Raw genomic sequence first — 22,120 nt, forward strand, 5'->3', positions numbered from 1 at the left:
CGCACCCGCCTGTGCCGCGATTGCATGGCGCGCTCGCGCCTACTGCGCCATATGCGCGGTCAGCGGATGGTTGCCGGCATTGCTGAAGAACGCAGCCTCCTCGGCGGTGGCCTCCAGCAATTGCTCGTCCTGGTTATAGACGTCGTTGCGGAACTGGATGGTCTGGTCCTTGGTCATCCAGGCCGTGAGATAGATCCAGGCCACCGGCACCTTCTTGGCCATGGCGACCTCCAGATGCTGCCCGGTGGCAATCTCCGTGTCGATCGCAGCGCGGGTCCATTTCGGCTGGTCCTTGAGCAGCCAGGCGGCGAGATCTCGCACATTGTCGACGCGCGAGCAGCCGTGGGAATCGAAGCGGTAGTCGTCGCTGAACAGATTGCGCTGGTTGGTGTCGTGCATGTAGACCGAATAGGAATTCGGCATGTCGATCTTCACGGCGCCGAGTGCGTTGAACGTGCCGTTCTGCTGGCGCACGGTAAAGTTCGGCGTATGCGTGCCCGACCAGTCGACCGAATGTGGATCGATCGGATTGTCGTGGCCGTCGAGCACCTCCATGTGCATGCGCGACAAATAGGTCGGATCCTTGCGCATATGCGCGGAGATTTCGGTCTTGGCGATCGAGGACGGCACCGTCCAGGTCGGATTGAGGACGACACCGGTGATCTGCGCCGTCAGCGTCGGCGACGGCTTTTCGGTCTTGCCGACGATCACGCGATAGCGCCGCACCACAACGTCGTTCTCGACCGCTTCGGCAAAGGCGGCTGGGATGTTGACCACGACATAGCGCTGGCCGAAGCTGAAATTGGTGTTCTCGAGCCGCTCGAGCGAGGCCTCGAGCTGACGGATGCGCTTCTGCACCGTCACGTTCATCGCCGCGAGCGTGCGCGGCGTCATCATGCCGGTCGGCGCAAGGCTGTGGCGCGCCTGGAAGCGCTTCACGGCGTCTGCGATATCCTGGTCGAAGGCGCCGCTCGCCTTGTCCGCGGCAAGGTCACTGGTGAGGATCAGCCGCTTGCGCAACAACTCGTCATTGGCGCCCTGGACGCCGAGGGTGAACTTTGCGTCCGCAGGGATCGCCGGCCAGCCGCCGCGCACCGCGAGATCGGAATAGCTGAGCGCCGCGTCCTTGATGCGCTGGGCGGTGCCCTCGTCATAGGTCGGTTCATGCGTCAGCGCCAGTGCCGCGGCCGTGCGGCTCTCCGCCGTCGAAGCCGGTGTCGCGACGGCTGCTTTTGGCGCGGCCGGGGCTGCCTGCTTGGGGCCGGCCTGGCCCGTGGTCTCGGTTTGCGCGAGCGCCGAGGCGCTCGCAAACAGGCCCATGGCAATGATCACGGCATGGCGCTTCAGCATGTGTCTTGTCTTCCCCATCAGGCAATTCCCGGCCGCCGTGCTGCGTGCGCCGATTCGCAAAATCGGCGGGAAGCTAGGGCATCAGGGTTGCGGTCCCATTAAGCACGGCGCATCGAGGCCCTCGCGCATCCAACGCGGAGGCTCTCGAGTAGGTCGCAACGAGGTCAAGACGGGTTCGCGAAAAACCGCGACGAATGGCAACAAGAGCCAAGAAAAAGGGGCGGCGAGGCCGCCCCGAGAACCTTGCGCCGCGCGCCGATAGCGCGCGCGGGCCCAACTCTGATCCACCAGGCCCGATCCAGTCGGTCTCGCCCAATCCGGCCGCGCCCCCCGACGCGGCGGATTGAACATCGATCTGAGAGGCCAGACCGTCGCTCGATCAGGCTTCGTTCGCCGCGATCGATTCCATCAGCGAGACGAGCTGACGCTGCACCGTCTGATCCTTGATCTTGCTGTAGGCGCGCAGCAGCCGGAGGCTGAAGGCGCTGTCGAGGAAGAGCAGGCTCTCGACTTCGCGGGCCTTGTTGTCGCCGTCATAGAAGAAGGTCACGGGCACATCGAGGGCGGTGGCGATCTGCTGAAGACGAGCCGCGCCGACACGATTGACGCCCTTCTCGTATTTCTGGACCTGCTGGAAGCTGACGCCGAGCTTGTCGCCGAGCTCAGCCTGCGAGATCTTCATCTCGACGCGCCGCAGACGGATCCGTTTGCCCAGCTCAATGTCCGGCTTGCCGGCACTGCGCTGCTTCATTCTTTTCGCCGCTGTTTTCATACTAGTTCTCACCGTTGTTCTTCGGTTGAAAATCCCCCGAAGAGCTGGGTCAGGGGTTCGCCCATATACGAGTCCTTGAATTCATGCGGGTGCACGAACTCTTCCTTAAACCACGGGAATCGCGCCGGATTGAAAGCTTCGATCAGCCAGTCAATCATGTGCCGCACTCTCGGAATCCGGCCGCTACCGGGATGGTAGGACAACCAGATATCCAGCGGTCTGTTCAGCTCGACCTCCAGTGGAATCAACTTCCCGCCAAGCGCAATGGCGTAGCTCGGGAATACGCCGATTCCGGCGCCATTCGCGACAGCCCAGTAGTTGGCGCTCGAGACGTTGGTCTTCATGACCAGAAGGTCACGTTCCGGAACGCCCGGGAAAAAGCTCTCGAATGTTTCCTTGGCGGCGATCTGGTCGGCGAATTGCAGCACCAGGCGGTGCTTGATCAATTCCAACGCGGATCGTGGTGCGCCATGTTTCTCGATATATTGTTTGGAAGCCCAGAACATCAGGTGCATGCGGCCGAGCCGCACCAGCTTGACGTCGAGCGCGGAGGGGCGCGACAGATGAATGGCGACGTCGGCCTCGTGGCGGGAGACGTCGGCCGAGCGCATCGCGCAATGTAAATCGACAAGGATCTTTGGATAGGCCTGCTGGAATTCAACCAGCCGGGGGGCGAGCCAGAATGTCCCGAGACCCTCGGTCACGGCGACGCGGACCTCGCCGGACAGGACGTTGGCCGTCGAATCGCTGGTGCGCAGCACGTCGTAGGCAGCCGCTTCCATCCGCTCGACGGCGGAGACCACCAGCGCGCCTTCATCGGTCAGGTGAGTGCCGTGGACATCGCGGGTGAACAGGGTGGTGCCGGTCTGACGCTCGAAATCATCAATTCGCCGGCGGACGGCGTTGATCGACAGCGACAGGCGTTCGGCCGCCGAACGGAAACTGCCGCAGCGGACCACTTCCAGGAATATCCGAGCCGCATCCCAATCCGAGAGGCCGCTGAGATTTGTTTTTGGGCGTTCCTCCAGTGGAACGCCCCTTTCCGCCAAGGAGTGCATACAAGTCCCTTCGAGCCGCTAAAGTGGCAGACTCTGGCGCAAACCACAACCTCGGCGGGTTGAGGAACGGCAGGTTTTGAGCGCCATCCTTACCGTGCTACAATTGGTATTGGAGTGTGCTTGGGGGCTGGAATCGGGTGAATTATCGCCCGGAAGAGGGGTGCGCGTGCGTTCCGTTGCGAGCCTTGAAATGGCTGCGGGATTGCCGGGTCTGTCTGGACCGGAGGGCGGAGCGCGAGATGTCGCGCGGCTTCGCAGAATGGATCAATCGCGCCCCGCCAGACGTTTCATCTTTAAGCGTTTCACTTATGACCACTTCGATTTTCGCTGTTCGCGCCGCGGGGCGATGTCGATTGGATCTGCGGTTTCCACGCAGAAACACACTGAAATCGTATTCAAGAGCACGGAGTCCTCGTGCTATCCTTTGCTCCGCAGAGGGGCCGAGGGGATCGTTGCAAGCACGTCTCGCAGGCCGAATTAACGGAAAGAACGCCGTGTCGCATTCAGACGAACAGTTGCAGTCGGTGCTCGAGACGCTTGAGGAGTGCCGCAGGGTTCTCAACGAAAGCAACAGCCGTGAGTCGGCCGAACTGCTCTCGATCGTCATCCTCGACGTGCGGATGAAACTCAAAGGAATTGACAGTGCCGATCTCAAGGCATTGTGCGACGAAATGCTGCGGAGCGCTGGTAGCGAACCGCAGCCCCCCTCCAAGCAGACGCAGGACCAGCCCCGGCGTCCGCTGCTCCGCGTGGTGAAGTAGCCGCGCCGCCGAATCTCGCTTTTTGGCGAGATTCGTGCGCGTCCCGATGCCGCATCTGTGATCGCAGGCGGCATCGGGAGGAGCCCTGGTTTGATCGCGCCTCTGTTGCGCATTCTCCGGCATCGGCTACACCTGAGCCGGTTCGGCTCCGGCCCCGGCACGCATTCCCGGCGTGCTGGCCGAGAGCCGGGGATGGCTCCGACTGCATCATGCAAAATGTTTCGATTCCCGCGGCGCTGATTGCCGGCCTCGTCAGCTTCCTCTCGCCTTGCGTCCTGCCCCTGGTTCCGCCCTATCTGATCTATCTCACCGGCGCCACGATCGAGCATGTCGAGAGCGACGAGCCGGCTGCCGCCTCCAAGCGCGCGATCATGATGGCGGCGCTGCTGTTCGTGCTCGGCTTCTCCACCGTGTTCGTGGCGCTCGGCGCAAGCGCCTCGCTGATCGGCGGGCTGATCCGCGCCTGGTCGGCCGAGCTGTCGATCCTCGCCGGCATCGTCATCATCATCATGGGCCTGCACTTCCTCGGGCTGACGCGGATCGGCCTGTTGATGCGGGAGGGGCGCTTGACTGCGCCCAAACCCGTCGGACTCTGGGGCGCCTACATCATGGGGCTCGCCTTCGCCTTCGGCTGGACCCCCTGCATCGGCCCGATCCTCGCCGCGATCCTCTCGATCGCGGCGGCCGAGGCGACGGTGACCAAGGGCGCCGGCCTGCTCGCGGTCTATTCGGCGGGCCTCGGCATTCCCTTCCTGATCGCGGCGTTGATGATCAAGCAGTTCTCAAGACTGTTCGCGCGCATGAAAGGTCAGCTCGTCAACGTCGAGCGTGCCATGGGTGTGCTGATGGTGATCACCGGAATCGGCTTCCTCACCGGCGCGGTCTCGAATGTGAGCATCTGGCTGCTCGAGACGTTTCCGGCGTTGCAGACGATCGGGTAGAGCGTCCGCGACTAGGCCCGCAACCTCGGAATCAGGCGCGTCGCGTTCTCATGGCCAATGGCATCGAGATCCTCCGCCGACAGGTCAAGCTTCTGCAATTGTGTGAACTGGCCAAAGCCGAAATAGGGATAGTCGGTGCCGTAGATAATCTGCGAGGCCGGCACGAGCTTGAGCAGCGCCGCCATGGACGGCGCGAACGTCGCGTTGGCGGTGTCGTAATGAAGCCGGCGCAGCTCGCCTTCGATTCCCTCCGGCGCAAATTCCTTCAGATCGGGCCGCGCTCCATAGAACGAATTGATCCGCCCAGCCATCATCGGGATCGTGCCGCCGGCGTGCGAGAACAGCCATTTGATGTCGCGATAGCGGGCAAATGAGCCGCTGAGCAGCAGGCTCGTTACCGTGCGCGTGGTGTCGTGCGGGACTTCGATCACCGCCGGAAACGTGCCGATGCTGAGGGCACTGCAACAGTTCGCGACCAGCGGATGCACATAGACGACCGCCTTGCGGCGGTTGAGCTCATCGAGCACGGGCCTGTAGGCGACATTGCCGAGCCATTTGTCGCCGTAGCTGGTCTGCAATCCAATCCCGTCCGCCTTCAGCGTGTCGAGTGCGTATTCGATCTCCTTGAGGGTGGCATCGATGTCGAGCATCGACAGGGTCGCGAACAGGCCGAAGCGGCCCGGGTGGTCGCGCATCATCTCCGCCGCGTAGTCGTTGCAGCTCCGCGCCAGCCGGCAGGCCTCCACCGGCCCAAGATCGAACCACACGCCAGGCGTGGAGGCGACTGACAGGATGCCGGTACGGACCCCATTGCGGTCCATGTCTTCCACCATCTTCTCGCGGGTCCATGCGACCTGACCGGGGAAGTGCGGCTGCTTGCGCGCGTCTTCGTAGCCAAGCCAGAGCTTCTGATATTCGGGCGGATAGAAATGAAGATGGGTATCGATCAACGTTGGCCTGGTTTGCCCGAATGTCGCAACGGACGGGATGGTCGAGGCCAGGCCAAGTGCGCCGATTCCTGCGAGCAAGCCGCGGCGCGACCACGTGTGGTCGCAGCAAGCAGAGCACGCGTGATGCTCTCGCAATGTCCTATCCCTCGTGTTCATCTCTGCTTCTCCCGCGACGAATTGCAAAACTGGATCGTGATGCTTGCACGGGCCAAACGGTTTCGTCCATCTGCAGTCCTCGGTGTGACTACGGGATGGATCGCGATTGTTGGGGATTGGATTGCGCCGTTTTTTCGTCGTTGAGCCATGTGTGCTCTGAGCTCATCGCGTCACGCCAGCAATTTTGTGTGAACACGTGCTTCGTGTCCAGAACGTGCGCGCGGACATTGGTGATCTTCATCGCCATTTTCCCTTTCGGACCGTTCAGCGCGTCTCATCCAGCGCGCAAATGACCGTGCAGACCACGCCGCGCGGCAGGAAGTCCACCGTTGCCTCGCCGCCGAGCTGGTCGCGCGCGCTGCGCTCGATCAGGCGCGAGCCGAAACCGCGCTGCACCGGCGCCGTCACCGGCGGCCCGCCAATCTCGCTCCAGATCAGCCGCAGCCGCGGCTTCGGCGTGTCGGCGATGACTTCCCACTCCAGCGTCACCCGGCCGGTCTCGTTGGATAGCGCGCCGTATTTGGCGGCATTGGTGGCGATCTCGTGCACGATCATCGACAGCACCACGGCAAGCCGCGGCGACAGCGGCACCGCAGGGCCGGTCATGCGGATGCGTTCGGGACCGGAGAGCAGAAAGGGCTGGAGCACGCGCGTCACCACGTCCTTCAGCTCCGAGCCCTGCCACTTCTCCTGGCTCAGGAGATTATGCGCTTCGGCGAGCGCGCCGAGACGGCCCTCGAACTTGGCCCGCTCGTCGCGGCTTGCGCTGCGGAAGGTCTGCACCGCGATCGCCTGCATCAGCGCCAGCGTGTTCTTGACGCGGTGATTGAGCTCGTCGATCAGCAGATTGTGCAGCATCTCGCCGCGCGCGATCGTGGTCGCCATTCTGACGGCAAAGGTCAAGCCGATCAGCAGCAGCACGCCGCCGATCAGGCTGGTGATCGCGATGTTGTGCCAGAGCGGCGCGATCAACGAGCTTTCCGGGACGCCTGCGGCGACCGTCCACCTGGTCAGCTGCGATCTCGTATAGGCCGACGCGAGCGCAATGCCGTCGAGCGAGATCGACGAGAGCGACGCCTCGGGTGCGCGGAACATTTCCTCATAGAGCGAGGGCGAAGCGCGCTTGCCGAATGTTTCACTCGGGTTCGGCACGCGCGCGAACACGGTGCCCTTAGCGTCGAGCAGGGATACCGTCCACTGCCGGTCGGGCCGCTGCTTCTCCACCAGGTCCTGAAAGATGCTGATCGGCGGATCGAAGCAGAGGTCGTAGATCACTTCGCCGTCGCGGAAGACGGGAACTTCGACGGTGAGAACCTGTCGCCGATTGAGCGCGCCGGTGAACAGGTCGGAATATTGCGGCGCCTTGGCCGCAAACATCCTCTCGACGATCTCGAGATTGCCGCGCGGCGGCAGGCTCGCGATGTCTTCCGTCGCGGAGGAGAACAGGATCCGGCCCTTGCGGTCGGAGATCAGCACCAGGCCGCCCTTGCCGTATTGGTCGAGGAAGCCGAGCGCGATGCGGCGAAAATTCGGGAAGTCGTCGTTTCGCAGCGAATTCGTCAGCGCGAGCACCTGCAGGCTGCCGGTCATCCGCTGCACCTCGGAATCCAGCACCAGGCGCATGCTGCGCACGTTCTCCAGCACGCGACGGGTCGCGTCGCTGCGGTCCTGCTTGTAATTGTAGAAGGCGATGCCGACCGCAAACACGATCATTGGCAGCGTCGTTCCCGCCACCAGGAGAGCGAGCCGGACCGGCAGGGTGAGCTTTGGCAAACGCGGATATCCTGGTTCCAGCGCGACGGCACCGGACAGGCGAAGCATAATGCCGCGCCGGTATTGCGCCACTGCGCTTTTCGGAGGGCTTGCGCGCCGGCTTCTGCACGGCGCGCAAGTTGCAGTGCAAAAGCCGCTTACAGATTGCTCTCCGTGATCGCGGCATACACCATGCTGCGCAGCTCGCGCCGGATCGGATAGGCGCTCGACGGCAGCACCTGTGTCATGAAGATCGTGATCAACTCCTCGGCTGGATCGATCCAGAACGAGGTCGTGGCCGCGCCGCCCCAATTATACTCACCGGGGCTGCCGGCGATCAGCGTCTCCGCCGGCCGCATGGTCACGGCGAAGCCGAGGCCGAAACCAATGCCGTTATAGCTGGCCTCGGAGAACAGCGAGCGCGATACCTCGGGAAGGAAGCGGCCACCCGGAATGTGGTTGGTCGTCATCAGCGCCAGTGTCTTCGGCCCGATCAGCCTGACGCCGCCGAGCTCGCCGCCATTGAGCAGCGCGCGGCAGAAGGTGAGATAGTCGGCGACCGTCGAGCACAGGCCGCCGCCGCCGGAAATGAGGGACGGCGGCGACAGGAACGAGCTCTTGGTCGGGTCGTCCTGGAGCGTCAGGCCCTCGCGGCGCTGGCCGGCATGGAAGGTCATGCCGCCACCCGGGTCCGCCGAGTAGCAGGCGGCGAAACGATGGGCCTTGGAGGCCGGCACGTGGAAATCGGTGTCGGTCATGCCGAGCGGATCGAGGATGCGTTGTTTCAGGAACTGCTCGAACGGGATCCCGGAAATCTTGCCGATGAGATAACCGAGCACATCGGTCGCGACTGAATAGTTCCAGGCCTCTCCCGGCGAGAACTCCAGCGGAATTTTTGCCAGGCTCTCGACCATGGTCTGGAGCGTGCCGGATTTCTCGACCTCGCCGATTTTCTCGGCGCGGTAGGCGGCATCGACATTGGAGCGCTGCTGGAAGCCGTAAGTCAGCCCGGAGGTGTGGCGCAACAGGTCGACGATCAGCATCGGCCGGGTCGGCGGCCGGGTCAGGAACGCCGGCGAGGTGCCGGCGACGAACACGCCGAGATCCTTCCATTCTGGAATATATTTGGCGACGGGTTCGTCGATCGCGACCAGGCCCTGCTCGACCAGCATCATGAACGCGACGCTGGTGAGCGGCTTGGTCATGGAATAGATGCGGTAGATGGTGTCGTCCTTGACCGGTGCCTTGCGCTCGACATCGGCAAAGCCCTGCATGGAGCTGTGGGCGACCTTGCCGCGGCGGTAGACCAGCAGATGCGTGCCCGGGAAGCGGCCGGCATCGATATAGCGGTTCTTCAGATGCGCATCGACGCGGTCGAGCGCGGCCCTGGACATGCCGACGGATTCGGGCGAGGCGGGGGTAGGGGCGAGCATCAGTTCCTCCGGGCAGTTTCTCGGGAAGGTGATAGCCGAAATGACGACCTTATTCCAAGCGGGACGCGCTTAACGCGAGGCCGCCGACTGGTGTAGGCTCCAGTCTGGAACGCCTCCAGGGAGCCCCAAGGACTCCCCTAAGGACCTCTAACGGGGCCAACGAGAAAAACTCAAGGCAGCGCATCATGACCCAGTTCAACGAGACCGAACTCACCGAAGCCGTCGTCCGGAGCTTCGACCAGACACCAAACCCGCGTGCAAAGTTCCTGCTCCAGGAATTGGTGAAGTCGCTGCACGATTACGTGAGCAAGACCGGTCTGACCTTCGAGGAGTGGGAATACGCCATCGACTTCCTGACCCGCACCGGCCAGAAATGTACCGACACGCGCCAGGAATTCATCCTGCTGTCCGACGTGCTCGGCGTCTCCATGCTGGTCGATGCCGTCAATCACCGCGACCGCGACGGCGCCACCCAGACCACGGTGCTCGGCCCGTTCTACGTCGGTGAGCACAAGGTCACGGCCCACGGCACCGACATCTCGCCGAACAATCTCACTGGCGAACGGATGTTCGTGCAGAGCCGCGTCACTGATCTTCAGGGCAAGCCGCTCGCGAATGTGCCCGTCGACGTCTGGCATGCCGATGATGACGGCTTCTACGATTCACAGAAGCCGAACTATGACGAGGTCGGCGCGTCCGCACGTGCGCGCTTTGTGACCGATAGCGACGGCAAATTCTTCTTCCGCACCATCCTGCCGTGCAGCTACCCGATCCCGACCGACGGTCCGGTCGGCGAGATGATCGTGCAGACCAAGCGCCATCCGATGCGCCCCGCGCATGTGCACTTCTTGGTCAATGCCAAGGGCTATGAGCCGCTGATCACGCACGTCTTCATGGACGGCGACAAATATCTCGATTCCGACGTGGTGTTCGGCGTCAAGGACGACCTCATTGCCAAGGTCGAGCCGCGCAACGATCCGGCGATGCCCGACGGCAGCAAGGCCGGCGGGCAGTGGCATCTGATGACCTACGAATTCCACCTCAAGCCGGGCGGCGGCATGGCGCCGAAGCCGCTGGGAACGAGGGCGGCGAAGCCGGCCTAGTATGGTGTGAATCACGTCTGCCTACTTCATGTGCGCCGCACAAGATTTGAGCGAATCGCAAGTTTGGCGTGCGCGCCGGGAGCTGCGACAACCCGGCGCGGTAGGTCTAACTAATTAATTTTAAAGGGGTTTTCTGGTTCGCTGGATTGGCATGAAGCTTGAATCATTCAAGCCGACGCCATTGACGCCGTCCCGCGAGACTTCTCATCCGAATTGCTGACGCCACCCAGACGGGGGTCTCCCCGTCGCGCGTTCGCTTGCGTCTGTTTCCAGGCGCCACCGGACGGACGGGCCGCTCGTGCGTACTGACGCAATCATTCGCAACGACGCAAAGGACGACACCAAACATGACCAAGCGCATCCGCCGGCCCTCGGGCCTTAGCCGCCGTCAATTGTTGAAGGCCGCAGGCGGCACCGCCGCCCTTCTCGCCGCCGCCAAGCTGAATTTCCCCGCCGGCGCATTCGCGCAGGACGCAGGTCCCGAGGTCAAGGGCGCCAAGCTCGGCTTCATCGCGCTCACCGACGCGACCCCGCTGTTCGTCGCGAAGGAAAAGGGCATCTTCGCCAAATACGGCATGCCCGATGTCGAGGTGCAGAAGCAGGCCTCGTGGGGCACCACGCGCGACAACCTCGTGCTCGGCTCCGAGGGTAACGGCATCGACGGTGCGCACATCCTGACCCCGATGCCGTATCTGATCTCGGCCGGCAAGGTGACGCAGAACAATCAGCCGACGCCGATGTATATTCTGGCGCGCCTGAACCTGAACGGTCAGTGCATATCGGTCGCCAAGGAATATGCCGATCTCAAGGTCGGAATCGACACCGCGCCGTTCAAAGCGGCGCTGGACAAGAAGAAGGCTGGCGGCAAGTCCGTGAAGGCCGCGATGACCTTCCCCGGCGGCACGCATGATCTCTGGATACGCTACTGGCTCGCCGCCGGCGGCATCGATCCGGACAAGGACATTGAAACCATCGTGGTGCCGCCGCCGCAGATGGTCGCCAACATGAAGGTTGGCACCATGGACTGCTTCTGCGTCTGCGAGCCCTGGAATCTCCAGCTCATCCACCAGGAGATCGGCTACACCGCAATCACCACCGGTGAGCTCTGGGACAAGCATCCCGAAAAATCATTCGGCATGCGCGCGGCCTGGGTCGACAAATATCCGAAGGCCGCGAAGGCGCTGCTGATGGCGGTGATGGAAGCCCAGCAATGGTCCGAAAAGGTCGAGAACCGCGAGGAAGCCGCCGCGATCTGCGCCAAGCGGCAGTGGATCAACTGCCCGGTCGAGGACATCACCGACCGCATGAAGGGCAAGTTCGACTATGGCACCGGCCGCGTGGTCGAGAACTCGCCGCAGCAGATGCGCTTCTGGAAGGACCAGGCGTCCTATCCGTTCCAAAGCCACGACCTCTGGTTCCTCACCGAGGACATTCGCTGGGGCAAATACGAAGCCGGCTTCGACACCAAGGCGCTGATCGCCAAGGTCAACCGCGAGGACCTCTGGAAGGACGCGGCCAAGACGCTCGGCGTCGCCAGTTCCGACATCCCGACCTCAACCTCGCGCGGCAAGGAGACCTTCTTCGACGGCAAGGTGTTCGATCCCGAAAATCCGGCTGCCTATCTGAAGTCGCTTGCGATCAAGCGCGTCGAAGTCTGATGCAGCCAGCGGCCGCCCCAGGGCGGCCGCATCGTCTTGGGAGCCGGAGAGATACTGCGATGAACATGCCTGCCACGAAGATGGATGTTGAGACCGCAACGCTCGCGGGTGCTGCCGCGCCGGTCGTCGCGCTGACACCGAAGCGGCCGCCGCGCAGCGAGACCTACGCGCGAATGGCGCGCGAGACCGCGGTGCGCGTCGTCCCGCCGCTCGTCGTGGTCGCGCTGTTGGCGCTGATGTGGGAGCTCGTCTGTCGCCGCGCCGGCTCGGCGCTGCCGCCGCCGTCAAAAGTGTTTAGGGATACCAAGGAGCTTATTCTTGATCCGTTCTTCGACCATGGCGGCATCGACAAGGGCCTGTTCTGGCATCTCTCCGCAAGTCTTCAGCGCGTCGCGCTCGGTTACTCCCTCTCTGCCATCGCCGGCATCGCGCTCGGCGTGCTGGTCGGACAGTCGGTTTGGGCGATGCGCGGGCTCGATCCGCTGTTCCAGGTGTTGCGCACCATTCCGCCGCTGGCCTGGCTGCCGCTCTCGCTCGCAGCGTTCCGCGACGGCCAGCCGTCTGCGATCTTCGTCATCTTCATCACCTCGATCTGGCCGATCATCATCAATACCGCGGTCGGCATCCGCAACATCCCGCAGGACTATCGCAACGTCGCAGCCGTGGTGCAGCTCAATCCGCTCGAGTTCTTCGCCAAGATCATGATCCCGGCCGCCGCGCCCTACATTTTCACCGGCCTGCGCATCGGCATCGGCCTGTCCTGGCTCGCGATCGTCGCGGCGGAAATGCTGATCGGGGGCGTCGGCATCGGCTTCTTCATCTGGGACGCGTGGAATTCATCGCATATCAGCGAGATCATTCTGGCGCTGTTCTATGTCGGCATTATCGGCTTCGTGCTCGATCGCCTGATCGCGGGCCTCGGCAAGATCGTCACCCGCGGCACTGCGCAGGGCTGAGGAGCAAACACATGACCGCCTACCTGAAGCTCGACCACATCGACAAGGTTTTCACCCGCGGCGCTGCCAGCACGGAGGTGCTGAAGGACATCAATCTGACGATCGAGAAGGGCGAATACGTCTCGATCATCGGCCATTCCGGTTGCGGCAAGTCGACCCTGCTCAACATCATCGCAGGCCTCACCAACGCCACCACCGGCGGCGTGCTGCTGGAAAACCGCGAGGTCAATTCGCCGGGGCCCGATCGCGCCGTGGTGTTCCAGAACCACAGCCTGCTACCGTGGCTCACGGTCTACGAGAACGTCAAGCTCGGCGTCGACAAGGTGTTTGCCAGGACCAAGTCCCGTGCCGAGCGCGACGCCTGGGTGATGCACAATCTCAACCTGGTGCAGATGGCGCATGCCAGGGACAAGCGGCCTGCCGAAATCTCCGGCGGCATGAAGCAGCGCGTCGGCATTGCGCGTGCGCTGGCGATGGAGCCGAAAGTGCTGCTCCTCGACGAACCCTTCGGTGCGCTCGATGCGCTGACGCGTGCACATCTCCAGGACTCGGTGATGGCGCTGCATCAGAAGCTCGGCAACACCATTTTGATGATCACCCACGACGTCGATGAGGCCGTGCTGTTGTCCGACCGCATCGTGATGATGACCAACGGGCCGTCGGCGCGCATCGGCGAGGTGCTGGAGGTGCCGCTCGTGCGTCCGCGCAAGCGGCTCGAGCTCGCCACCAACACCACCTATCTGAAGTGCCGGCAGCGCGTGCTCGAATTCCTCTACGAGCGGCACCGCTTCGTTGAGGCCGCGTAAACGCGGCGTTAATGCGCGATGCGTTGCGCGCCTATTTTGGAGTCACCGCGCTCAATCCTTATGCGCCGCACAAGGATTGAGCGAATCGCAAAATTTGCGTGCGAAATGGCCTTGCAAAAATTTCGGGCAATTCGAACAAGCCCCTGAATTCCCTATATTTCCCGACTGCGCGCAATTGGCACGGAAATTGAAATACTAAATCCGACGCCAACGACGACGTCCCTCAACATCATCAATCAGCATCGTGATCTCGCCACCGGGGCTTGGCCTCGGAGCGCGCCTCCGTGGCCGGAGGCTGAGCCTGCAACGACGCAGCGGTGAGCCTGGAAGGGATATTCAATGACTAAGGATCCAACGTGGATTTCTGACTGGCGCCCCGAAGACGAGGCGTTCTGGAATGCGGGCGGTAAAACGATCGCCCGGCGTAACCTGATTTGGTCGATCGTCGCCGAGCATATCGGCTTCTCGGTGTGGCTGATCTGGAGCATCGTCACCACCAAGCTGCCGCAGGCGGGCTTCCACTACACGACCGACGAGCTGTTCCAGCTCGTGGCTGTTCCCGGGTTGATCGGCGCGCTGATGCGCTTCCCCTATACGTTCGCAGTCACGACCTTTGGCGGTCGCAACTGGACCATCTTCAGTGCGGCGATCCTGTTCATTCCGACGCTGTCGCTGGCTTATTTCGTTAGCCAGCCCGACACGCCGTTCTGGCTGATGCTGCTGATCGCCTCGACTGCAGGTCTCGGCGGCGGCAATTTTGCCTCCAGCATGACCAACATCTCCTTCTTCTTCCCGGACCGGATGAAGGGTTGGGCGCTCGGCCTGAATGCGGCCGGCGGCAATATCGGTGTCTCCAGCGTGCAGTTGCTGACGCCGATCCTGATGACGCTCGGCGTGATCAACCTGTTCCAGGCGAGCCCCGTCGGCGGCGTGTTCCTGCAAAACGCCGGCTTGATGTGGGTGCTGCCGATCGCGATCGCGGTGTTCGGTGCGGTCTTCTTCATGAACAACCTCACCACGGCCAAGTCGTCGATCAAGAACCAGCTCGCGGTGGTCAAGCGCAAGCACACCTGGATCATGGCGTATCTCTATATCGGCACGTTCGGCTCCTTCATCGGCTACTCGGCGGCATTCCCGCTGCTGATCAAGACGCAGTTTCCGACGGTGACGATCGCGATCGCCTTCCTCGGGCCTCTGGTCGGCTCGCTGTCGCGGCCGCTCGGCGGCTTGCTCGCCGACAAGATCGGCGGCTCTATCCTCACCTTCTGGAATTTCATGGCGATGGCGGCGGCGACGGTCGGGGTGCTCTACTTCGTCGGGCAGAAGGATTTCATCGGCTTCCTGTCGATGTTCCTGATCCTGTTCGTCACGACGGGTATCGGCAACGGCTCGACCTACCGCATGATCCCCTCGATCTTCCGCGAGCAGAACCTGTTCAAGGTGCGCGGCAAGGGCGATGCGGCCCGTGTGGTCGCGCTGAAGACGGCGAGCATCGAGAGCGGTGCGGCGGTCGGCTTCATCGGCGCGGTCGGTGCCGTCGGCGGCTATCTGATCCCGAGTGGTTTCGGCAAGTCGATCGCCATGACCGGTGGTCCGCAGCTCGCGCTCGCGATCTATCTCGGCTTCTACGCCTCCTGCCTCGCGCTGACCTGGTGGTTCTACCTGCGTCGCAGCCCGCAGGGCGAAGGCGCGCCAAGCCTCGCCGAAGCACGGGTGTGATCACTTGGCATAAATGTCGCTTCTCCCCGTACGCGGGGAGAGGTCTCGCTGATGACGTTTGACCCATGAACCTTGTTCGCAACGGCGCGGACCAAGGCAAACCGAAACAGGCAGGAGAACATCATGACGCCCGAGCAGATCACCCTCGTCCAGCAGAGCTTTTCCAAGGTCGCGCCGATTTCCGAAGCAGCCTCTGGGCTGTTCTACGACCGCTTGTTCGAGGTGGCGCCGTCGGTGCGCGCGATGTTTCCCGAGGATATGACCGAACAGCGCAAGAAGCTGATGGGCATGCTCGCTGCCGTCGTCGGCGGCCTGTCGAACCTGGAGACGATTCTTCCCGCGGCCTCCGCGCTCGCCAAGCGTCACGTCGGCTACGGCGCCAAGGCCGAGCACTACCCCGTGGTCGGCGCGACCCTGCTGTGGACGCTGGAGAAGGGTCTCGGCGAGGCCTGGACACCCGAACTCGCCGCGGCCTGGACCGACGCCTATGGCGTGCTGTCCGGCTTCATGATTTCCGAGGCCTACGGCGCACAGTCGCAGGCCGCTGAATAGGAGATGCCTTGTGAGTGAACCGCTCGTCATCGTCGGTAACGGTATGGCGGCCGCGCGTCTGGTCGATGAACTCGCCGAGACTGCGCTCGGCCGCTACGCGGTTGCCGTTGTCGGCGATGAACCGCGGCTCGCTTACAACCGCGTGCTGCTCTCCTCGGTGCTCGCCGGCGAAACCGGCTCGCACGAGATCGAGCTGAAGCCTGCCGACTGGTGGCGCCATCGCGGCGTCACGGTGCGCTACGGCTACCGCGTCACTGGGATCGACACCGGCCGCCGCGAGCTCAAGATCGCCGGCGAAGAGAGCATGGAATATTCAAAACTTGTGCTCGCCACCGGCTCGACGCCGCTGCGGCTCAACGTGCCCGGTGCTGACCTCGCCGGCGTGCACACCTTTCGCGACACCCGCGACGTCGATCTGCTGCTGACGCTCGCGGCGGCCAAGAAGCGCGTCGTCGTGGTCGGCGGCGGCCTGCTCGGGCTCGAAGCGGCCTACGGTCTTGCCAAGGCCGGCGCGCCGGTGACGCTGCTGCATCTGATGGACCGGCTGATGGAGCGCCAGCTCGATGCGCCCGCGGCCGACCTGCTCAAGACACTGGTCGAGCGCAAGGGCATCCGTATCCTGCTCAACGCCAGCACGAAGTGTATCCACGGCGAGAGCCAGGTCGAAGCCATCGAGCTCGCCGACGGCAGCCGCATCGAGGCCGATGCCGTGATCTTCGCGGCGGGCATCAGGCCCAACATCGCTTTGGCCAAGGACGCCGGCATCGCGGTCAATCGCGGCGTCGTCGTCAACGATGTGATGCAGACCGCGTCGTCCGACATCTACGCGCTCGGCGAATGCGCCGAGCATCGCGGCACCTGTTATGGCCTGGTCGAGCCGGCCTATGAGCAGGCGCGCGTCTTGGCGCGGCATCTCGGCGGCAAGCCTGCGTCCTACCCGGGCAGCGTGGTCTCGACCAATCTGAAAGTGTCCGGCGTCAGCGTGTTCTCCGCCGGCGACTTCATGGGCGGGGAGGGCAGCGAGAGCCTGGTGCTCAGCGACCCCAGGCGCGGCACCTACAAGAAGCTCGTGATCGCCGACGGCTGCCTGACTGGCGCGGTGCTGATCGGCGATACCGCTGACGCGCTCTGGTATCTCGAGCTGATCCGCACCCGCGAGAAGATCACGGCGTTCCGCACCGACATGATGTTCGGCCGCACGCTCGCGCTACCGCCAAAGGCGGCTTGAGATGACGGCGATCGATCCCACCCTCCGCGCCACCAAGACGACCTGCCCCTATTGCGGCGTCGGCTGCGGCGTGCTGGCAACGCCTGACGGCGCGGGCGGCGCCGCGATCGCGGGCGACCCGGATCATCCCGCCAATTTCGGCCGGCTGTGCTCGAAGGGCTCCGCGCTTGGCGAAACCGTCGGGCTCGAGAGCCGGCTGCTCTACCCGATGATCCGCTGCAAGGGCGTGCTGGAACGCGTCGCCTGGAGCGATGCGCTCGACCACGTCGCCCACCGCATGCAGCACATCGTTGCGCGCGATGGCGCCGACGCGGTCGCGTTCTATCTCTCCGGCCAGCTGCTGACCGAGGATTATTACGTCGCCAACAAGCTGATGAAGGGCTTTGTCGGCACCGCCAATGTGGACACCAATTCTCGGCTCTGTATGTCGTCCTCGGTCGCCGGCCACCGCCGCGCCTTCGGCGCCGACACCGTGCCCGGTTGTTACGAGGATCTCGACCAGGCCGATCTGCTGGTCTTCGTCGGCTCGAACGCGGCCTGGTGCCACCCCGTGCTGTTCCAGCGCATGGTGAAGAACCGACAGGAGCGCGGTGCGCGCATGATCGTGATCGATCCGCGCCGCACCGACACCGCGAGCGACGTCGATCTGTTCCTCGGCCTCAAGCCCGGCACCGACACCGCATTGTTCTCGGGCCTGTTCGTCCATCTCGTCGACAGCGGTGCGTTGGACCAGGACTACATCGCAAGCAACACCTCGGGCTTCGAGGATGCGCTGGCGCGTGCCCGCAACATCGCCGGCAGCGTTACCGCGACCGCGCTTGCCACGGGTCTGACCGAGCAGGACGTTGCGACCTTCTTCAAGATGTTCCGCGACACCGAGCGGGTCGTCACGCTCTATTCGCAAGGCGTGAACCAGTCGGCGCAGGGCACCGACAAGGTCAACGCCATCCTGAACTGCCATCTCGCCACGGGGCGCATCGGCAAGCCGGGCGCTTCGCCGTTCTCGCTCACCGGCCAGCCCAACGCGATGGGCGGCCGCGAGGTCGGCGGCCTCGCCAATCAGCTCGCCGCGCATATGAACTTCACGCCGCCCGACATCGACCGCGTGCGGCGGTTCTGGAAGGCGCCGCGCATCGCGACCCATGAAGGGTTGAAAGCGGTGCAGCTGTTCGAGGCGATCAACCGCGGCGAGGTCAAGGCGCTGTGGGTGATGGGCACTAACCCGGCGGTGTCGCTGCCCGATGCCGACTTCGTGCGCGAGGCGCTGAAGAAGCTCGAGCTGTTTGTCGTTTCCGAGAACGTGCTGTCCAACGACACCGTCGATGCCGGCCCGCATGTGCTGTTGCCGGCGCTGGCCTGGGGCGAGAAGTCGGGCACGGTGACCAATTCCGAGCGCCGCATCTCGCGCCAGCGCTCGTTCCTGCCGGCGCCCGGAGAGGCGCGACCGGACTGGTGGATCCTGAGCGAGACCGCCAAGCGTCTGGGCTTCGGTGCCAGCTTCAACTACAAATCCGCCGCCGATATTTTCCGCGAGCATGCCGCGCTCTCGGCCTTCGAGAACAATGGCAGCCGCGATTTCGACATCGGCGCGCTCACTTCGCTGTCCGACGAAGCCTTCGATGCCTTGAAGCCCGTGCAGTGGCCGGCGCGTGAGGGCGAGGCGCCGGGCGAGCGTTTCTTCGCGGAAGGCGGTTTCTTCACCAATGATGGCAAGGGCCGCTTCGTCGCGCCGGAGGTGCCGGCGCTGCGCGGCGAGACCGGTCCGTCGCGACCGCTGCGGCTCAACACCGGGCGCATCCGCGACCAGTGGCACACCATGACGCGCACGGGCCTCAGCAAGCGGCTGGGTGCGCATCTGCCCGAGCCGTTCGTCGAGATCCATCCCGACGACGCCAACAAATACAGCATCGCCCATGACGGCTTCGCCCGCCTCACCACCGATTACGGCCAGTGCATCCTGAAGGTCGTCGTCAGCGATCGGCAGCAGCGCGGGATGCTGTTCGCGCCGATCCACTGGAGTGCGATGAATGCTTCGCACGGTCGCGTCGGCGCACTGTCCGCACCGTTCACCGATCCGTTCTCGGGACAGCCGGAGATGAAGGCCACGCCGGCCGCGATCGCGCCGTATGAATACGTCTTTCGCGGCTTTGTGCTGTCGCGCAAGCAGCTCGATCTGCCGCCAAACCTGTTGTGGACCCGCGCGACCGTCGCCGGCGGCTTCGGTTATCTCTTCGCCGACAATGCCGACCTCGCACGCTGGCCGGCCTGGCTCGACGGCCTCGCTGGCGAGGATGTCGCCGAGTACCGCGATTTTGGCGGCGGCGTCTATCGCGCGGCCTCGTTCGCCGGCGATCGCATCGAGGCCTGCCTGTTCGTCGGCCCCGCGCATGATGCCGGTGATTGGGAAGTGGTGAAGAGCGTGTTCGCTGCCGATCACGTCAGCGACGATCAGCGCCGGATGCTCCTGTCCGGCAAGTCCAGCGAAGGCGCCGCCGCGACCGGCCCCATCGTCTGCGGCTGCTTCGGCATCGGCCGCGGCACCATCTGCGACACCATCGCGAGCGGCGCCTGCACCGCGGCCGAGATCGGCGCAAAGCTCAAGGCCGGCACCAACTGCGGCTCCTGCATCCCCGAGCTGAAGCGGCTGATTGCGACGACCGAGGTGGCCCCGGCGAAGCAAGCGAAGCTCGCGGGCGCGGCGGGGTAGGTCAGCTCTCTTGTAGCCCGGATGGAGCGAAGCGAAATCCGGGACGTCCGCGCCGCTTGGCACGAACCCCGGATTTCGCTTCGCTCCATCCGGGCTACGGGTTCTCTCCATCGTCATTGCGAGCGCATGACCCCGGTCAGTGTTGTCGAATTGCACCGCGTCCACCATCTACTGCAACAACATCTCCCTGTGGTAATGGATCCTGGCTTTCGCCAGGACGACATCGGAGCACGACATGAATAAAAACTTCTTCGGCCAGACCGGCGTCAACGTCTCCGTCATCGGGCAGGGCACCTGGTATCTCGACCACAGCGATCGCAAACGTGCGATTGCCGCTCTTCAGCGCGGGCTCGATCTCGGCATGACTCATGTCGACACCGCGGAGATGTATGGCGATGCTGAGCTTGTCATTGCGGATGCGATCGCAGGTCGGCGCGATGAGGTGTTCCTGGTCTCAAAGGTGCTGCCGAGCAACGCGTCGCGCCGCGGCACCATCACGGCCTGCGAGCGCTCGCTGAAGCGGCTGAAGACCGATCGTCTCGATTGCTATCTGCTGCACTGGCGCGGCTCCTATCCGCTGGGAGACACCGTCGCTGCATTCGAAGAGCTGGTGAAGGCCGGCAAGATCAAATCCTGGGGCGTTTCTAATTTCGATGCCGACGATCTCGACGAAATCTTGGACGTCGCAGATGAAGGCAGGATCGCCTGCAATCAGGTTCTCTATCATCTCAAGGAGCGCGCGATCGAGCATGCGGTGATCCCGTGGTGCGAGCAGCACGGCGTCGCTGTCGTCGCTTACTCGCCGTTCGGCCACGACGATTTTCCCGCAAGCAACAGCAGGGGCGGTGCCGTGCTTGCGCGCATCGCAGAGGCGCGTCGCGCGACACCGCGTCAGGTCGCACTGAGCTTCCTCACCCGTGCGACTACGGTATTCGCGATCCCGAAGGCGTCGTCCGCGGAACATGCCGGCGAAAATGCGGCAGCAGGCGATCTCATGCTGACGAAGGACGAGATTTCGGCGCTGGATGCGGCGTTTCCACGCGGTCCGAAGCCGCGCGGTCTTCCTATGCTGTAGTGCAGCAAACGCGCTTTGTTCGCATTCTTAATGAAGCATTGACGCGCGCGGACCTCAGCGCATATCGGCATCCTGTTTTCGGAAGTTGTGAAAGCGGCGCATTTGTCGTTTTTAGAGTCATCCCGAATCGTATTTTTCCAGGTTTCAGCCGTGACTCCGCCGCCCGCCGCAGCCGCAAGGCTCGACAGTATTCCCATGCACATGCCGGAAAAGAAGCAGCAGGCGCGCCGCGCGCCTGCGCGCGTCGATCATCCCTTCAAGGGCATTGCACTGGTGCTGCTGTCGACGGTGTTTCTCGGCTGCTCCGACGTTACCGCGAAATATCTGTCGACGAGCCTGCCCTCGATCGAGATCACCTGGATCCGCTTCGTCACCTTCGCGCTGATGTTCACGCCGGTGATGCTGCCGGTCTCGCCGCTTTATGCGATGCGCACCGAGCGCCTCGGTTTGCAACTGATGCGCGGCGCTGCGCTGCTCGGCTCGTCGCTGTTCTTCATCACCAGCCTGCGCTTTCTGCCGATTGCGGAAGCCTCCGCCACCGGCTTCGTCTCGCCGCTGTTCGTCACCGCATTGTCGATCATCTTCCTGAGCGAGAAGGTCGGCATGCGCCGCTGGATCGCGACCGCGATCGGCTTGGTGGGTGTGATGATCATCCTGCGGCCGGGCTCGAGCGCGTTTCATGTCGCCGCATTTTTCCCGATCGTCTCGGCGTTCTGCTGGGCCGCTGCGCTGATCCTGACCCGCATGATCAGCGGGCGGGAAGCGGTCGTCACGACGATGGCCTATTCTGCGCTCACCGGTCTTGCGATCCTCACGGTGATGGTGCCGTTCGTCTGGGTGACGCCGAGCTGGACCGCGATCGGGCTTGGCATCGTGATCGGCGTTGCCTCCACCGTCGGCCAATGGATCGTCGTGCTGGCCTATCGCTATGGCGATGCCTCGGTGTTGGCGCCGTTCTCCTACACGCAATTGCTGTGGGTCAGCATTTTGGGCTTCTTCCTGTTCGGCGAGCTGCCGGATCTGTGGACCATCGTCGGCGCGGCCTTCATCGTCGCCAGCGGTCTCTACATCGCCCATCGCGAGCGTGTCCGCCGCGCCCAGCTTCTGGTGCAGGCAGAGCGTTCCCCGAACCCCTGACGCAAT

General features: G+C 63.6%; 19 protein-coding genes. 12 read left to right on the forward strand and 7 right to left on the reverse strand.

Features of this window, described 5'->3' with window-relative positions; all coding sequences use genetic code 11:
* Window positions 1-39 precede the first annotated feature (39 nt).
* From UB31_RS04795 to UB31_RS04805, 3 genes are all read right to left on the reverse strand, one after another.
* Window positions 40-1,368: a L,D-transpeptidase family protein gene (locus UB31_RS04795; protein ID WP_245305947.1), complete on the reverse strand. Its 1,329-nt coding sequence runs from the start codon at window positions 1,366-1,368 to the stop codon at window positions 40-42.
* 361 nt (window positions 1,369-1,729) lie between these two features.
* The gene (locus UB31_RS04800; RefSeq protein ID WP_045008888.1) at window positions 1,730-2,101 is read right to left on the reverse strand and encodes a helix-turn-helix domain-containing protein; all 372 of its coding nucleotides are present in this window, start codon (window positions 2,099-2,101) and stop codon (window positions 1,730-1,732) included.
* A 29-nt stretch (window positions 2,102-2,130) separates the two neighbouring features.
* Window positions 2,131-3,180 carry a LysR family transcriptional regulator gene (locus tag UB31_RS04805; protein WP_045008889.1) on the reverse strand — a complete coding sequence of 350 codons (1,050 nt, stop codon included), beginning with the start codon at window positions 3,178-3,180 and terminating at the stop codon, window positions 2,131-2,133.
* A 494-nt stretch (window positions 3,181-3,674) separates the two neighbouring features.
* On the opposite strand from UB31_RS04805, the gene UB31_RS04810 reads away from it, so the two are divergent.
* Window positions 3,675-3,941: a hypothetical protein gene (locus UB31_RS04810; protein ID WP_045009065.1), complete on the forward strand. Its 267-nt coding sequence runs from the start codon at window positions 3,675-3,677 to the stop codon at window positions 3,939-3,941.
* A gap of 209 nt (window positions 3,942-4,150) precedes the next feature.
* Entirely contained in the window at window positions 4,151-4,882 is a 732-nt protein-coding gene (locus tag UB31_RS04815) for a cytochrome c biogenesis CcdA family protein (RefSeq protein WP_082078406.1), read from the forward strand.
* Window positions 4,883-4,893: 11 nt separating this feature from the next.
* Here UB31_RS04815 and UB31_RS04820 read toward each other — a convergent pair whose 3' ends face one another.
* From UB31_RS04820 to UB31_RS04830, 4 genes are all read right to left on the reverse strand, one after another.
* Window positions 4,894-5,988: an amidohydrolase family protein gene (locus UB31_RS04820; protein ID WP_045010008.1), complete on the reverse strand. Its 1,095-nt coding sequence runs from the start codon at window positions 5,986-5,988 to the stop codon at window positions 4,894-4,896.
* A gap of 88 nt (window positions 5,989-6,076) precedes the next feature.
* Window positions 6,077-6,229 (reverse strand): hypothetical protein, encoded by a 153-nt coding sequence (locus UB31_RS41180; protein ID WP_156175178.1) that lies wholly within the window; start codon window positions 6,227-6,229, stop codon window positions 6,077-6,079.
* Window positions 6,230-6,252: 23 nt separating this feature from the next.
* Window positions 6,253-7,761 (reverse strand): sensor histidine kinase, encoded by a 1,509-nt coding sequence (locus UB31_RS04825; RefSeq protein WP_045010177.1) that lies wholly within the window; start codon window positions 7,759-7,761, stop codon window positions 6,253-6,255.
* 137 nt (window positions 7,762-7,898) lie between these two features.
* Window positions 7,899-9,173: a serine hydrolase domain-containing protein gene (locus tag UB31_RS04830; protein WP_045008892.1), complete on the reverse strand. Its 1,275-nt coding sequence runs from the start codon at window positions 9,171-9,173 to the stop codon at window positions 7,899-7,901.
* A 185-nt stretch (window positions 9,174-9,358) separates the two neighbouring features.
* Here UB31_RS04830 and UB31_RS04835 point away from each other — a divergent pair, with 185 nt between their 5' ends.
* The 10 genes from UB31_RS04835 to UB31_RS04880 all read left to right on the forward strand — a co-directional run bounded on the left by UB31_RS04835 (window position 9,359) and on the right by UB31_RS04880 (window position 22,114).
* Window positions 9,359-10,276, forward strand: a complete 918-nt coding sequence (locus UB31_RS04835; protein WP_045010009.1) for an intradiol ring-cleavage dioxygenase — start codon at window positions 9,359-9,361, stop codon at window positions 10,274-10,276.
* Window positions 10,277-10,623: 347 nt separating this feature from the next.
* Entirely contained in the window at window positions 10,624-11,934 is a 1,311-nt protein-coding gene (locus UB31_RS04840; RefSeq protein WP_045010010.1) for a CmpA/NrtA family ABC transporter substrate-binding protein, read from the forward strand.
* 59 nt (window positions 11,935-11,993) lie between these two features.
* A complete protein-coding gene (ntrB, locus tag UB31_RS04845) occupies window positions 11,994-12,890 on the forward strand; it encodes a nitrate ABC transporter permease (RefSeq protein ID WP_045010011.1) in 897 nt (298 codons plus the stop codon).
* An 11-nt stretch (window positions 12,891-12,901) separates the two neighbouring features.
* Window positions 12,902-13,696, forward strand: a complete 795-nt coding sequence (locus UB31_RS04850; RefSeq protein WP_045010012.1) for an ABC transporter ATP-binding protein — start codon at window positions 12,902-12,904, stop codon at window positions 13,694-13,696.
* A gap of 339 nt (window positions 13,697-14,035) precedes the next feature.
* Window positions 14,036-15,415 (forward strand): MFS transporter, encoded by a 1,380-nt coding sequence (locus UB31_RS04855; protein WP_045010013.1) that lies wholly within the window; start codon window positions 14,036-14,038, stop codon window positions 15,413-15,415.
* Window positions 15,416-15,538: 123 nt separating this feature from the next.
* Entirely contained in the window at window positions 15,539-15,967 is a 429-nt protein-coding gene (locus tag UB31_RS04860; protein WP_045010178.1) for a globin family protein, read from the forward strand.
* A gap of 10 nt (window positions 15,968-15,977) precedes the next feature.
* Window positions 15,978-17,195, forward strand: coding sequence for an NAD(P)/FAD-dependent oxidoreductase (locus UB31_RS04865; RefSeq protein WP_082078407.1), 1,218 nt, complete (start codon window positions 15,978-15,980; stop codon window positions 17,193-17,195).
* Between the two features lies 1 nt (window position 17,196).
* Window positions 17,197-19,902 carry a nitrate reductase gene (locus UB31_RS04870; protein ID WP_045010014.1) on the forward strand — a complete coding sequence of 902 codons (2,706 nt, stop codon included), beginning with the start codon at window positions 17,197-17,199 and terminating at the stop codon, window positions 19,900-19,902.
* A 235-nt stretch (window positions 19,903-20,137) separates the two neighbouring features.
* A complete protein-coding gene (locus UB31_RS04875; protein ID WP_045010015.1) occupies window positions 20,138-20,977 on the forward strand; it encodes an aldo/keto reductase in 840 nt (279 codons plus the stop codon).
* A 195-nt stretch (window positions 20,978-21,172) separates the two neighbouring features.
* Window positions 21,173-22,114: a DMT family transporter gene (locus UB31_RS04880; protein ID WP_197090771.1), complete on the forward strand. Its 942-nt coding sequence runs from the start codon at window positions 21,173-21,175 to the stop codon at window positions 22,112-22,114.
* Window positions 22,115-22,120 lie beyond the last annotated feature (6 nt).

This window comes from Bradyrhizobium sp. LTSP849 (assembly GCF_000938255.1).
GTDB lineage: Bacteria > Pseudomonadota > Alphaproteobacteria > Rhizobiales > Xanthobacteraceae > Bradyrhizobium.

What these genes read in the sequence shown, in the direction of transcription:
- UB31_RS04795 (WP_245305947.1), bottom strand. Translation starts at nt 1,368, where the DNA reads ATGGGGAAGACAAGACACATGCTGAAGCGCCATGCCGTGATCATTGCC.
- UB31_RS04800 (WP_045008888.1), bottom strand. Translation starts at nt 2,101, where the DNA reads ATGAAGCAGCGCAGTGCCGGCAAGCCGGACATTGAGCTGGGCAAACGG.
- UB31_RS04805 (WP_045008889.1), bottom strand. Translation starts at nt 3,180, where the DNA reads ATGCACTCCTTGGCGGAAAGGGGCGTTCCACTGGAGGAACGCCCAAAA.
- UB31_RS04815 (WP_082078406.1), top strand. Translation starts at nt 4,151, where the DNA reads ATGCAAAATGTTTCGATTCCCGCGGCGCTGATTGCCGGCCTCGTCAGC.
- UB31_RS04820 (WP_045010008.1), bottom strand. Translation starts at nt 5,988, where the DNA reads ATGAACACGAGGGATAGGACATTGCGAGAGCATCACGCGTGCTCTGCT.
- UB31_RS41180 (WP_156175178.1), bottom strand. Translation starts at nt 6,229, where the DNA reads ATGAAGATCACCAATGTCCGCGCGCACGTTCTGGACACGAAGCACGTG.
- UB31_RS04830 (WP_045008892.1), bottom strand. Translation starts at nt 9,173, where the DNA reads ATGCTCGCCCCTACCCCCGCCTCGCCCGAATCCGTCGGCATGTCCAGG.
- UB31_RS04835 (WP_045010009.1), top strand. Translation starts at nt 9,359, where the DNA reads ATGACCCAGTTCAACGAGACCGAACTCACCGAAGCCGTCGTCCGGAGC.
- UB31_RS04840 (WP_045010010.1), top strand. Translation starts at nt 10,624, where the DNA reads ATGACCAAGCGCATCCGCCGGCCCTCGGGCCTTAGCCGCCGTCAATTG.
- ntrB (WP_045010011.1), top strand. Translation starts at nt 11,994, where the DNA reads ATGAACATGCCTGCCACGAAGATGGATGTTGAGACCGCAACGCTCGCG.
- UB31_RS04850 (WP_045010012.1), top strand. Translation starts at nt 12,902, where the DNA reads ATGACCGCCTACCTGAAGCTCGACCACATCGACAAGGTTTTCACCCGC.
- UB31_RS04855 (WP_045010013.1), top strand. Translation starts at nt 14,036, where the DNA reads ATGACTAAGGATCCAACGTGGATTTCTGACTGGCGCCCCGAAGACGAG.
- UB31_RS04860 (WP_045010178.1), top strand. Translation starts at nt 15,539, where the DNA reads ATGACGCCCGAGCAGATCACCCTCGTCCAGCAGAGCTTTTCCAAGGTC.
- UB31_RS04870 (WP_045010014.1), top strand. Translation starts at nt 17,197, where the DNA reads ATGACGGCGATCGATCCCACCCTCCGCGCCACCAAGACGACCTGCCCC.
- UB31_RS04875 (WP_045010015.1), top strand. Translation starts at nt 20,138, where the DNA reads ATGAATAAAAACTTCTTCGGCCAGACCGGCGTCAACGTCTCCGTCATC.
- UB31_RS04880 (WP_197090771.1), top strand. Translation starts at nt 21,173, where the DNA reads ATGCACATGCCGGAAAAGAAGCAGCAGGCGCGCCGCGCGCCTGCGCGC.